The sequence below is a fragment of the Sphingomonas sp. R-74633 genome (assembly GCF_013416555.1).
In the GTDB taxonomy this organism is placed as follows: Bacteria; Pseudomonadota; Alphaproteobacteria; order Sphingomonadales; family Sphingomonadaceae; genus Sphingomonas.
This window is the reverse complement of the sequence record NZ_JACCFG010000002.1, coordinates 246,373-258,924: the sequence shown is the minus strand read 5'-3', so window position 1 is coordinate 258,924 and position 12,552 is coordinate 246,373. Positions and strand designations below refer to the sequence as shown.

At 66.8% G+C, this 12,552-nt stretch carries 14 protein-coding genes; 11 read left to right on the top strand and 3 right to left on the bottom strand.

The genetic code is table 11. The features are described from left to right. Window positions 1–51 precede the first annotated feature (51 nt). From HZY97_RS07510 to HZY97_RS07465, 10 genes are all read left to right on the top strand, one after another. Window positions 52–777, top strand: coding sequence for a response regulator (locus HZY97_RS07510; protein WP_180142170.1), 726 nt, complete (start codon window positions 52–54; stop codon window positions 775–777). After that, window positions 774–2,105, top strand: a complete 1,332-nt coding sequence (locus tag HZY97_RS07505) for a sensor histidine kinase (protein ID WP_373684314.1) — start codon at window positions 774–776, stop codon at window positions 2,103–2,105. The genes HZY97_RS07510 and HZY97_RS07505 overlap by 4 nt, the downstream gene beginning before the upstream one ends. 78 nt (window positions 2,106–2,183) lie before the next feature. Next, a complete protein-coding gene (locus HZY97_RS07500) occupies window positions 2,184–3,599 on the top strand; it encodes an arylsulfotransferase family protein (protein ID WP_180142169.1) in 1,416 nt (471 codons plus the stop codon). Next, window positions 3,590–3,796, top strand: a complete 207-nt coding sequence (locus tag HZY97_RS07495; protein ID WP_180142168.1) for a hypothetical protein — start codon at window positions 3,590–3,592, stop codon at window positions 3,794–3,796. Before HZY97_RS07500 ends, HZY97_RS07495 begins: the two co-directional genes overlap by 10 nt. Beyond that, window positions 3,793–4,164 (top strand): hypothetical protein, encoded by a 372-nt coding sequence (locus tag HZY97_RS07490; RefSeq protein ID WP_180142167.1) that lies wholly within the window; start codon window positions 3,793–3,795, stop codon window positions 4,162–4,164. Before HZY97_RS07495 ends, HZY97_RS07490 begins: the two co-directional genes overlap by 4 nt. Continuing rightward, the gene (locus HZY97_RS07485; RefSeq protein ID WP_180142166.1) at window positions 4,148–5,173 is read left to right on the top strand and encodes a sulfotransferase; all 1,026 of its coding nucleotides are present in this window, start codon (window positions 4,148–4,150) and stop codon (window positions 5,171–5,173) included. The genes HZY97_RS07490 and HZY97_RS07485 overlap by 17 nt, the downstream gene beginning before the upstream one ends. A gap of 242 nt (window positions 5,174–5,415) precedes the next feature. Further along, on the top strand, window positions 5,416–6,510 hold the full coding sequence (locus tag HZY97_RS07480; RefSeq protein WP_180143138.1) for a Gfo/Idh/MocA family protein: 1,095 nt from the start codon (window positions 5,416–5,418) through the stop codon (window positions 6,508–6,510). A gap of 49 nt (window positions 6,511–6,559) precedes the next feature. Continuing rightward, entirely contained in the window at window positions 6,560–7,576 is a 1,017-nt protein-coding gene (locus HZY97_RS07475; protein ID WP_180142165.1) for an SMP-30/gluconolactonase/LRE family protein, read from the top strand. Window positions 7,577–7,605: 29 nt separating this feature from the next. After that, the gene (locus HZY97_RS07470) at window positions 7,606–8,358 is read left to right on the top strand and encodes an NUDIX hydrolase (RefSeq protein ID WP_180142164.1); all 753 of its coding nucleotides are present in this window, start codon (window positions 7,606–7,608) and stop codon (window positions 8,356–8,358) included. Window positions 8,359–8,371: 13 nt separating this feature from the next. Further along, a complete protein-coding gene (locus HZY97_RS07465) occupies window positions 8,372–9,106 on the top strand; it encodes an extensin family protein (RefSeq protein ID WP_180142163.1) in 735 nt (244 codons plus the stop codon). Between the two features lie 18 nt (window positions 9,107–9,124). On the opposite strand, the gene HZY97_RS07460 is transcribed toward HZY97_RS07465, so the two are convergent. Continuing rightward, the gene (locus tag HZY97_RS07460; protein ID WP_180142162.1) at window positions 9,125–9,676 is read right to left on the bottom strand and encodes a hypothetical protein; all 552 of its coding nucleotides are present in this window, start codon (window positions 9,674–9,676) and stop codon (window positions 9,125–9,127) included. A 435-nt stretch (window positions 9,677–10,111) separates the two neighbouring features. On the opposite strand from HZY97_RS07460, the gene HZY97_RS07455 reads away from it, so the two are divergent. Further along, window positions 10,112–10,672, top strand: coding sequence for a CHAP domain-containing protein (locus HZY97_RS07455; protein ID WP_180142161.1), 561 nt, complete (start codon window positions 10,112–10,114; stop codon window positions 10,670–10,672). 87 nt (window positions 10,673–10,759) lie between these two features. On the opposite strand, the gene msrB is transcribed toward HZY97_RS07455, so the two are convergent. Continuing rightward, entirely contained in the window at window positions 10,760–11,239 is a 480-nt protein-coding gene (gene msrB / locus HZY97_RS07450; protein WP_180142160.1) for a peptide-methionine (R)-S-oxide reductase MsrB, read from the bottom strand. Between the two features lie 77 nt (window positions 11,240–11,316). Beyond that, a complete protein-coding gene (locus tag HZY97_RS07445; protein ID WP_180142159.1) occupies window positions 11,317–12,546 on the bottom strand; it encodes a cytochrome P450 in 1,230 nt (409 codons plus the stop codon). Window positions 12,547–12,552: the final 6 nt, after the last annotated feature.

Below are 12,552 nucleotides of genomic sequence, written 5' to 3'. Positions count from 1 at the left end.
GTTACAACTTAACGCAACACTGCAGACGTAATTTGTCGTAGAAGCTGCAACATGCTTGCTACCGCGACTCCGCAGGACGATTCCGCGACCCTCCTGGTCGTCGATGATGATCGAGACATTCGTATGCTGCTGGCGAACAGCCTCGGCTCGCGCGGCTACCGCGTCGAGACGGCGTCCAGCACGCGCGACATGGACCAGATCCTGGCGCGAACGCCGGTCGATCTCGTCATCCTCGACGTGATGATGCCGGGCGAGGACGGGCTTTCGGCCTGCCGCCGGATCGCCCGCACCGATGGACCCGAGATCATCTTCCTCAGCGCGCTGGGCGAGGAGCAGGACCGGATACTTGGCCTCGAAGTCGGCGCCGGCCATTATCTTCCCAAGCCTTGCAGCCCGCGCGAGATCCTCGCAACGGTTCGCGCGGCGCTGCGCAAGCGCGGTGCGGTCGCCACCGCCGAGAGCGGCGACGTCTACACCTTCGAGGGCTGGCGCATCGATCTGGGCAGCCATGAGCTGTTCGATCCCAATGGCGTGCTCGTCGGCCTCACCGACGGCGAGTTTGCGGTGCTGCGAGTGTTCATTGAACGTCCGCGCCGCGTGCTGAGCCGCGAAGCGTTGCTGGCTGCCGCCCGCGGCCCCGACTCGGACGCCTATGACCGCGCGATCGACGTGCAGGTCAGCCGCCTGCGCCGCAAGCTGCGCTCGGGCGGGGACGAGATCATCCGCACCGTGCGCAACGAAGGCTATCTGTTCGTGCCCAAGGTGGTGCGCGCGTGACACTTCGTAGGAGGGCGGCGGGATCGCCGCTGTTCCTGCGGGTCTTTGCGCTGATGGTCGTCTGCGTCGCGGTGACGCAGCTGATGAACTTCGCCCTGCTCATCGCAGTGCAGACTCCCACCGCCAAGCTCTACACCGTCGGCCAGGCGGTCGATGCGTTGCAGGGCAAGCCCGCCGACGATGATTTCTCGGTCTCGAGCCCCGACCATGTCGAGGAGCCGCACTGGAATCCGCGCGGCGAGCGCACCGAAGTCGCGATGGCCAAGGCGCTGAACGTGCCGGTCGAGCGCGTGCTGATCAGCTTCCCCACGCCGATCATGACGCGCGAGAAGATCTATGACCGGGCAAGCGTGCCGCGCCCGGTGCCGCCGCCCACCGTGCAGGCGGCGCGCGACGTGATCATCACCGGCGATTTCACAGCGTCCTTTCGCCGTGACAACGGACAGTGGAAGACCGTTTCCACCGTCAGCGCCTTCGAGCCGTGGCGCTGGTTCGTGCTGTGGTGGCTGATCCTCTCGGTAGCCGCGGTCGCGCCTTTCGCCTGGGCGCTGGCGCATCGCCTCGCCAAGCCGATCGGCACCTTTGCCGAGGCCGCCGAGCGGCTGGGCCGCGACCCGCGTGCCGCGCCGATCGCGATCAATGGTCCGCCCGAGATTGCCGACGCCGCTGCAGCCTTCAACCGGATGCAGGCCCGGCTCAATCGTTATGTCGACGATCGCGCGACCGTGGTCGGCGCAGTGGCGCATGACCTGCGCACGCCGCTGATGCGCCTAGGGTTGCGGCTCGAAGCCGCGCCCGACGCGCTGCGCCAGGCGTGCGAGGGCGATATCCGCGACATGGAGGCGATGATCTCCGCGACGCTCAGCTATCTGCGCGACACCAGCAAGCAAGGCGCGCGCAAGCCGCTCGACCTGCGCTCGCTCGCCGAGACGGTGACCGACGACATGAGCGACCGTGGCGAGCCGGTATCGCTGGCGCCGGGCGACCCGGTGGTCGTCGAGGGCAATTCACCGGCGCTGAAGGCGATGCTCAACAACCTCGTCATCAACGCGCTCAAATATGCGGGGAAGGCCGAGGTCACGCTGGTGGAGGCCGATGGCCAGGCGCTGATCGAAGTGTGCGACGACGGCCCCGGCGTGCCGCCCGAGGATCTCGACCGCGTGTTCGAGCCGTTCTTCCGGGGGGAGAAGTCGCGCAACCGCGATACCGGCGGGATCGGCCTGGGCCTGGCCAGTGCCCGTGCCGTGGCCCGCGCGCATGGCGGGGACGTGGTGATCCGCAACCGCGAGGAAGGCGGCCTCTCCGCGCTGGTCACGCTGCCGGTCTAGCGGGCTACCGCTACAAAGCGGAAACCTCCCAGCGACGAACCGAAATCCCGCTGACACCCGTTCCGCCGAACCCTGTGCATGAACAGCGAGGGTCTATTGCGGCGCGATCAGGATATCGAACGGGACAGTGAAGGCGGGGGCGGCGCAGTGCCGTTGCCGCAGGAAGAGCGCGGGCTCGAAGGACTGCTGTCGCGCCCGGTGCCGCTGTGGAGCCTCGCCCTCGCGCTGCTGCTCGTGCCGGTCGCCGCGATCGGCACGGGTGCCATCGTCGACGGTTGGGAGAAGTCCGGTGCGGTCGGTCGCGTGGCGATCGCGCTCGCGCGGGTGCCCGATACGATCAGCGGCATGTTCAAGAGCCCGGCACCCTATTATGGCGGCAAGTATGAGAAGCTGCCCGGCGGGTTCACCCGGGATGCCGCCTTCACCGACCCCGGCTATGCGCTGATCTCGCCCTTCGACGTGAAGCGCAAGCGATCGGTGGTGCAGGTGATGCGCCTCTCGGACGGCGCGGTGGTGCGCGAGCTCGTGCCCGATGTCGACGCCGCCAACGCCGCCTCGCACTTCAGTTCCGCCCTCGTCGACGTGCACCGCGACAAGGATGCCCCGCGCAACCGGCTGATGCACCCGCTGCTGCTCGCCGATGGCAGCATGGTGCTTCACGACAGCTCGCCGCTCGGCCGCTACGACGCCTGCGGCAAGCTGCTCTGGTCGGTGGACGGCATCTTCACCCACTCGACCGAGCAGGGCCCCGACGGCAGCCTGTGGGTACCGTTCCGCTACCCCGTGCCGCGCGAGCCGGGCGTCAAGGCCGATTTCTGGGACGACAGCGTCGCCCAGGTCTCGCCCGCGGGGAAGCTGGTCAAGGTCGACCGGGTCGCCGATATCCTCGAGCGCAACGGGCTTGCCCGGCTGTGGCGCGGGCGGCCCTATCTGCAGGATCCCTTCCATCTCAACGACATCCAGCCGGCAATGGCGGACGGGCAGATCTGGAAGAAAGGGGACCTGTTCCTCAGCCTGCGCAACCTTTCGCTGATCGCGTTGTACCGGCCGGAAACGGGCAAGATCCTGTGGTGGAAGATCGGCCCGTGGCGCTTCCAGCACGACGTCAGCATCATCGACGATCACCGCATCTCGGTGTTCGATAACAACACGCTGATGGGCTATCCGGGCGAGCGGGTGAACGGGCACAACCGGCTGCTCGTCTATGACTTCGCCACCGGCGCGAGCAGCTCGCCCTGGGACAAGGGCTTTGCTGCCAACCACATCGCCACGCGCGCCCAGGGACGCGGCACGCCGCTCCCAAATGGCGACGCGATGGTCGAGGAGACCGAGCAGGGCCGCCTCGTCCGCATGTCGCCCGAAGGCGCGGTGCGCTGGCGCTACATCTCCGCCGATTCCGCCGAGCGGCGCATGGCCCTGAGCTGGGCGCGCTATCTCGATCCCACCACTGATGGCCCGGCCATTCAAGCTACGGTGAACGCCAAATGCTCCTGAAATCGCTTCGCTTTCTCGCGATCGCCAGCATCCTCGCCACGCCGGTCGCGGCCCAGGCCTATACCGGGCCGGGGCTCGGCCTCGGCGCTGTCGGCGTCGCGCTCGGGCTGGTCGGCTCGATCCTGCTCGCGATCATCTCGGTGGTCTGGTACCCGGTCAAAAGGCTGGTGCGCCGCCTGCGCGGGCGCGCCCGGTGATCGCCTTCTTCCTCGCCATCGTCGCGGTGCTCGAGCTTGCCCGGGCGCTGCCGCTGATCCCGGCCTTCCAGGCGCTCGCCGCTACCGGCCAGCATGCCATGCGGCTGCTCGCCAGAAGGGGCGTTTCGGAGTGGGGCAAGGAGCGAGCGCTTCGTATCCTTTCGTTGCGGATGTTTGCGCGGTCGCTGCGTGCGGGCGGACTGTTGCTCGCGACTGCTTCCCCTCTGCTGGTAGTGCTGTTCTTTGCCGCGAACTGGCCGGAAATTGTCGGCGTTCGTACGGAATGGACGGCAAAGTTGGCGCTGGTGCCCTTCACTCTCGGCTATGCGGCGCTGCGCTGGCAGGTGCGGCGTGTACGGGCGCGCTGACAAGCTCCTCCACCGCATCGCCCTGGGAAGCCCCGCACTCCTCGAAGCCACGTTCGACATCGAGCGCGCCGCCCACCGCAAAAGGGCGGCGGAGGTGCAGATCGTGCGCCCGGTGTTCATCGCCGGACTGGCGCGGGCGGGCACCTCGATCCTGACCCGGCTGCTCCACGCCGGCGGCGGTTTTGCCGCTCCATCCTACCGCGACCTTCCGTTTCCACTTGCTCCAAATGGCTGGGCCAGGCTGGGCGGAAAACGGCATGTCGAGGCCCGGGAACGGGGTCATGGCGACGGTTTGACGCATGATCTCGACAGTCCGGAGGCGATCGAGGAGGTTTTCTGGCGCGTTTTCGAGGGAAATCGCTATCTGCGCCGCGACGGACTGGCTCCGATCGCGCCCGATCCGGACACGCTCGCCGCGTTTCGCGACTATTTGCGTCTGATTGTTCTGCGCCACGGCGGCACGCGCTATCTCTCTAAGAACAATAACAATATTCTGCGCCTCGAGGGGCTGTGCGAAGCGTTTCGTGACGTGACTCTGGTCCATCCGTTCCGCGAACCGGTGCAGCAGGCCTTGTCGCTCCTGTCGCAGCACCGCCGGGCAGTGGCGCTGGCGGCGGAGGACCCGTTCCGCCGGCGCTACATGACCTGGCTTGGCCATCATGAGTTCGGTGCCGATCGCCGGCCGTTCCTGTTCGACGGTGCCCCCGACCGCGACGAGGATGCGATGCGGCCCGACTATTGGCTGAAGCTGTGGGACGCGGTGTACCGCGCGCTGCTCGCCGCGCCGGCGCGGGTGCAGGAGCGGCAGTTGTTCCTCGACTATGACGCGCTGTGCGCCGAGCCGCGGGTTTATGCGCCGCGGCTGGCGGTGATGGTCGAGGCGCCGATCGACTCCGCGTCGCTCCGCCCGCCCGAGCTGCGCCATGCGGAGGCCGATCCGGCGCTGCTGGCGCGGGCGGCGGAGACGCATGCGCGGCTTCAGGCGCGGTTTCGGGGGCAGTTTGGGTAGCTAGCCCTCTCCCCTCCGGGGAGAGGGTTGGGAGAGGGGCAGGACGTCAGTCTCGGGCTTGTCGCTTTCGGTTCAAGACACACTGCCCCTCTCCCCGGAGGGGAGAGGGAGTTCTGGGGCCACCGACTAAAGTCGTACAAGCCTAGGCGCCCTACGGCTTCCATGATAGCGCTAACGCAAGTCGAACGGCGGACAGCGCCGGCGGCGGTTTGGGCTTTCGTGGAGAGGGGCCGATGGCGATCATGGGAACGCGACGGGACGTGCTGGGCGGCATTGGCGCCGGGTTGATTGTCGGGACTGCGGGCGTGCCCGCCTGGGCGCAGGGCAAGCGCAAGCTGGGCTATGCGATCGTCGGGCTGGGCAATTACGCGACCAACCAGATCATGCCGCGGATCAAGGATTGCGAGTTCGCCGAGCTGAAGGCGCTGGTGAGCGGCACGCCGGCCAAGCTCGACAAGTTCGGCGCGCAATACGGCATCCCGAAAACGCACCAGTACAGCTATCAGGACTATGACCGGATCCGCGACAATCCCGACATCGACCTAGTCTATGTCGTGCTGCCGAACAGCATGCATGCCGAATATTCGATCCGCGCCAGCCAGGCGGGCAAGCATGTGATGTGCGAGAAGCCGATGGCGGTCTCGTCGGCCGAATGCGAGGCGATGATCGCGGCGGCGAAGAAGGCCAATCGCAAGCTGATGATCGGCTATCGCTGCCATTTCGAGCCCTACAACTTGCACGCCGTCTCGCTGGTGAAGACCGGCTTTGTCGGTCGGCCGACGCTGATCACCGCCGAACATGGCTTTTATGCGCAGCCCGGCCAGTGGCGGCTCGACCATCCCTATTCGGGTGGCGGATCGCTGATGGACATCGGCATCTACAGCCTGAACGCCGCGCGCTATCTGGCCGGCGAGGAGCCGAGCGTGATCAGCGCGATGGAATATACCGACAGGAGCGACCCACGCTTCAAGAATGTCGAGGACCGGATCGACTGGCAAATGCGCTTCCCCTCGGGGCTGATCGCCAATTGCGTGTCGAGCTATTCGTCGGGCCACAATGCGTACCGGGTGACCGGGACCAAGGGCTGGGTGGGGATGGAGCCGGCCACGCCCTATGAAGGGCACAAGATGTGGGCGCGGCAGGGCGGCAAGACGGAGCCGGTCGAGCTGCCGGCGCCGGCGAAGAACCAGTTCGTCGCCCAGCTCGATCACCTGGCGGAAAGCGTGCTGACGGGCATCCCGCTGCGCGCATCGGGCGAGGAGGGATTGCGCGACATGCGGCTGATCGAGGCGATCTACCGGTCGGCGCGCGAAGGCCGGGCGATCAAGCTCGTATGATGCGCGGCGGCACTGCTGCTATGCACCGGGCGAGACAGAGAGGATGATCATGATCGAGACGACGCGCCGGAGCCTGCTGGCCGGCATGGCTGCGCTGCCCTTCCTGCCCGGTATCGCGCTGGGCGAGACGGTGGGCGGCATCACGCGCTTCGATCCGGCGCTTGATGCGCTGATCGACAGGGCGAGCCCGATCGAAGTCATCGCCAGCGGATTCAAATGGGCCGAGGGGCCGGCCTGGGTGAAGAAGGGCGGCTATCTGCTCTTCTCCGATGTGCCCGCGAATGTCGCATATCGCTGGAAGGCGGGGGAGGGGGCCAGGCCGTTCCTCCAGCCTTCGGGGCTGGCCGGGACGGTTCCTGCCGGCATCCGCGAGGCGGGGTCGAACGGGATGGTCGTCGATGCGCATGGCGACCTGCTCATGGCCGATTCGGGCACGCGGGCGATTGCGCGGGTGAATCTGGCGACGAAGCAGAAGACGGTGATCGTCGGCGCCTTTGAGGGCAAGAAGTTCAACAGTTGCAACGACCTGGCGATCGGGCAGGGCGGGATGCTCTATTTCACCGATCCGCCCTATGGTCTGACCGACGGCGACACCTCGCCGCTCAAACAGCTCGATTTCAACGGCGTGTACCGGGTCAATGCGGACGGCAGCGATGTCAGCCTGATCGACAAGAGCCTGAAGCGGCCGAACGGCATCGGCGTGTCGCCGGCGATGGACCGGCTCTATGTCAGCCAGTCCGATCCCGATGCGCCGAAGATCTTCACCTGCGAGCTGGCCGTCGATGGCAGCGCGAGCACCGAGCTGGTGCCGCTGGTCGATTTCTCCGCCGAGGTCGCGCAGAAGCTGCCCGGGCTGCCCGACGGGATGAAGGTCGCGAAGAGCGGCCATCTGTTCGCCAGCGGGCCGGGCGGGATTTATGTGATCGCACCCGACGGCAAGAAGCTTGGGCTGATTTCCACGGGCAAGGCGGCGGCGAATTGCTGCTTCGGCGAGAATGGCAGGACGCTGTTCATCACCTCGTCGGACATGGTGGCGAAGGTGCGCTTGAAGGCTTCGGGCTGGTGACTCGCGGCGTCCGGCCCTAGACCGGACACATGGCAGACGAAGAAGCGATTCCCGCCGCGACCGTGATTGTGATGCGCGAGCGCGGGGGGCTGCCCGAGCTGCTGATGGTCGAACGCGCCGCGGCGATGGCGTTTGCGGGCGGAGCGCTGGTGTTCCCCGGCGGGCGCGTCGATCCGGGCGACCTGGCGATGGCCGAGCTCCACGCTGGTCAGCAGGGCGGCGACGCCGAGGAGAATGCCCACCGCATCGCCGCGATCCGGGAGACGCTGGAAGAGGCGGGCGTCGCGGTCGGGCTGGCACCGACCGGCAGGATGCTGGCGATGCGCGAGCGGCTCTATGCCGGCGAGCCGATGGGCGAACTGCTCAAGGAGGCGGGCGCCGCGCTGGCGCTCGATGCGCTGGTGCCATTCGCGCGCTGGCTGCCGACGGGGATGAAGCACCGGATCTTCGACACGCGCTTCTACCTCGCCCGCGCACCCGACAATGCCGAGCCGTTGGTCGATGGCAATGAGAATGTCCGGGTGTTCTGGGCGAGCGCGCGCGCGGTGCTGGCGATGGCCGAGCGCGGTGAGGCGCACCTGATCTTCCCGACGCGGCGCAATCTCGAGCGGCTGGCGCTGTTCGCCAGGTTCGATGATGCAGTGGCCGATGCCCGTGCGCATCCGGTGCGGGCGATCACCCCCTGGGTCGAGACGCGCGACGACGTGCAGCACCTCTGCATCCCCGACGATTTGGGCTATCCGATCACTTCGCAGCGGCTCGACGAGGCGGTTCGGGCATGAGGGCGATACGCGCATGAGGACGGTGCGGCGGGCGATCCTCGCCACGCTGGTCTTCGCGGTGCTGCTGATCGCGGCGCTGCTCGGCTATGCGGTGCTGCGCGGCCGGCCGCAGGACCTGCCCTGGACGCGGCTCGACCTCAGCCAGCCGATCGGAATGTTCACCGGGCGCAAGCTGGCCGGGCTGACCGACGATTATGCCGAATGCCGCGTGCTGCTGCGCGCGGCGGGCGTGCGCTACACGCAGCTGCCCGCGGTGACCGGGAGCGATCCGCAATGCGGCTATGCCGACGGGGTGCGTTTCGCAGCCGGCGGATCGCGGGGGATCGCCTATAGCCCGGCCAATCTCGGCACTTCCTGTCCGGTGGCGGCGGCGCTGTCGCTATGGGAGTGGGATGTGGTCCAGCCCGCCGCGCAGAAGCATTTCGGGCAGCAAGTTGTCCAGGTCGAGCATCTCGGCAGCTATTCGTGCCGGCGGATGTACGGCCGCAGCGCCGGCGACTGGAGCGAGCATGCCACCGCCGACGCAGTCGACATCGCCGCCTTTAGGCTGGCGGACGGGACGCGGATCAGTGTGGTCAAGGATTGGGGTGAGGGCGCGGAGAAGGCCGGCTTCCTGCGCGAGGTGCGCACGGGGGCGTGCAAGCTGTTCTCGACGGTGCTGTCGCCCGATTACAACGAAGCGCACCGCGACCATCTGCACCTCGACGAGGCGAAGCGCGGCGAGATGGGGTGGCGGGCCTGCCGCTAGGGCCGACCCGCCTAAGTCTCAGTGCGAGAGCGACGCCGTGTCGACCTTCTCGACCCAAGCCGGGTAGAAGCTCGGCTGGCGGTTCGACCAGCCCGAGGCGGTGGCCGCGGCTTCGCTGATCGACTGGAGCAGCTTGCGGCGCAGATCCGGGTGGAGGTGCGGCAGCGCGGCAGCGGCGCAGAAGGCCGAGGGGAGCCACGGACGCACTTCGGCGCCGATCAGCCGCTCGTAGAGGAAGCGGAAGGCCGAGAAGGTGGTGAGCCGGCCCTGGCCAAGATCGAAGGCGGCGATCGCGACGAGCGGCGCCATGAACGGCTCGATCGAATCGAGGTCGCTGTCTTCGGGCATCAGCGCGCGGACTTCGTGGAAGCGCTCATAGATGCGCGACTGGGCGCGGATGCTGGCGGCTTCGACCACGTCGCGCGACCAGCGGATCATCGCGTCCTCGCGCTCGAGCCCGATATCGAGTGCGCGACGGATATAGCGCTGCGTCGCTGCGCTGAACCCGGCGAACTCCTTCATTTCGGCGAGCGTCATCGCGCCTTCTGCCGGTTTAGACTTTGCTCCCATCGCTCAATACTCCCACCCCAGATCGTGACCCTCCGAGACCCGATACTGCGGCCTTATGGTTAACAAGCCGCTGAACCTGTCGTCGTCCCCTGTTCATTATAGGAACCTAACTGATTCCGCGGCGCAACATGGATGCGGTGAATTGAAGTCCCGCTTGTGGAAAACCTCAGGGACTGATGTACTTGCGCACGGATATTGCCCATCTCGGGCGCATCCGGGTCCGGGTTTACCCGGAGGCCGGGCGGGCCTTGTGTGCAGCTGCACAGCAAGGGCGCACGACGCGGGGGACGGAAAGTTCCCTGATTTCAGCCTATTTCAGCAAGTCATCGGCTCGTCGCAACGGTTCGTCCCATCGGCCGGCCGCAGGGGTGTACTTCGTTCCTATAGTTTGGTCATTCGCACTCAACACCTGACTGCTTCCTGACCGGGGGGTCCATGAATTTTCGTGTTCTCGCAGCGCGTTTCGCGCTGATGGCTGCTTGCATCCTGATGACTGCCGCTCCGCAGGCGGCGTCGGCCAAGGGCCGTACCTTCTGGCAGTGTGTGCCGTTCGCCCGCGAAGTCTCGGGCGTCGACATCCATGGCAATGCCTGGACCTGGTGGAACCAGGCGGCCGGCCGCTACCAGCGCGGCGAAGCACCGAAGATCGGTGCGGTCATGTCGTTCCAGCGCACCAGCAAGATGCCGCTCGGCCATGTCGCGATGGTCAGCCAGGTCGTCAGCGACCGCGAAGTCCTCCTCACCCATGCCAACTGGTCGCGCGCCGGCGGCATCGAGCGCAACGTCCGCGCCGTCGACGTGTCGGCTGCAGGCGACTGGAGCGAAGTGAAGGTCTGGTTCGCACCGACCGGCGGCCTCGGCACCTCGGTCTATCCGGTCAACGGCTTCATCTACTCGGGCGGCGCGCCGCGCGACCTGGGCAATGACGACGACTTCAAGCCCTCGCTCGATCTCGACCTGAGCGACCTGGTGATGGAAAACGCCGACGCGGGCTGATCGGCCCGGACAGCGACGGACATGGAAAAGCCCGGCAGTGCCGGGCTTTTTCGTATCTGCCGTCCAGGCTTTCGCCGGGGTGACGGATTACTTCGCCACGAACGCCAGCGCGACGCCGTTCATGCAATAGCGCTTGCCGGTCGGCCGGGGGCCGTCGTCGAAGACATGGCCGAGATGCCCGCCGCAGCGGCGGCAGAGGATCTCGGTGCGGCTCATGCCGAGCGTGTTGTCGGTCCTGGAAACCACCGCATTCGGCAGCGCCTGCCAGAAGCTCGGCCAGCCGGTGCCGCTGTCGAACTTGGTCGACGAGGCGAACAAAGGCAGCGCGCAGCCGGCGCAGGTGAAGGTGCCGGCGCGGTGCTCCTTGTTGAGCGGGCTGGAGAAAGCATATTCGGTCGCGCCCTGGCGGAGCACCCGATAGGCCTGCGGGCTCAGCCGCTTCTTCCATTCGGCGTCGCTGAGATTAAGCTCGAACTTCTGGGCGGCTTCGGCGGGCGCGCCGCCACAAGCTGCCGTGAAGGCGCCGAGACCGGCGACGGTGAGGAAGGTGCGGCGGTTGGTATGCATGGCGAACCTCTCGTTATTGCAACGATATAGGTTCGTTCGGCCGGGGCGAAAGGTTTCACCCGTTCGCAAATTTCCGCTCAATAGTGGCTCAGCTCCACCGCCATCTGCTTATAGCCATGGACGAAGCATGCCGCGACGCGCTCGGGCTCGCGCAGCACGTTCACGCGCAGGCGGCGCTTGGCCATTTCTTCCATCAATATACCGATCTGCAGCTCGGCCAGCCGCGCGCCGACGCAGCGGTGGATGCCGTGACCGAAGGCGAGGTGGCGGCGGGCATTCTCGCGGTCGACGATGATCTTGTCGGCATCGGGGAACACGCTCTCGTCGCGGTTCGCCGAGAGATACCAGAGCGCCAGCTTGTCGCCCTCGCGGATCTTGTGGCCGTCGAGCTCGGTATCCTGCGTCGCGGTGCGGCGCATATGGGCAAGCGGGGTCTGCCAGCGGATGATGTCCTGCGTGGCGTTGGCGATCAGGCCGGGATCGGCCTCGAGCTTCGCCCGCTGGTCGGGGAAGAGCTCGAGCCCCCAGGCATAGGCGCTCATCGAGTTGCGGGTGGTGTCGTTGCCGCCGACGATCAGCAGGATCAGGTTCCCGAGGAACTCATATTGATCCATCTCGGCCATCGCATCCGAATGGATCATCATCGAGATCAGGTCGGGCGTGGAGTCCTTGCCGACCTTGCTCTGCCAGAGATTGCCGAAATAGGCGGCGCATTCGAACAGGATCTCGCGGCGCTGCTGCTTGCGCACGGGATCCTTGGCGATCTCGATGTCGCCCGCCCAATCGGACCAATGGGTAAGCAGGCGGCGATCTTCCCAGGGGAAGTCGAACAGGATCGCCAGCATCTGCGTGGTCAGCTCGATCGATACGCGGTCGACCCAGTCGAACTCCTGGCTGACGGGGAGCGAATCGAGGATCTCGGTGGTGCGCGCGCGGATGTTTTCAGTCATCCGCACCATCTCGCTCGGCGTGAAGGCGGGGGCGACGGTGCGGCGCTGGCCGGTATGCTTGGGCCGGTCCATCGCGATGAACATCGGCATCTTGATGTCGCCTTCCTGCAGGTCGGCGATGGTGATGCCGCCGGCCTGCGACGAGAAGAGATCGGGCAGCGATTCGACCTGGACGATCGGCTTGTAGGTGGAGATCGACCAATAGGGGCCGAAGGCGCTGTGTTCGTTATAGTGGATGCCGCCGCGCGCGCGCAGCTCGCGGAAGGGGGCGTGCCAGGTGTCGTCGCGGTAGAGCTCGGGCCGGCTGACATCGAGCGGATCGACCGCGCTGTCGGTTTCGGGTGCGAGCGTCGCCATGGTCCC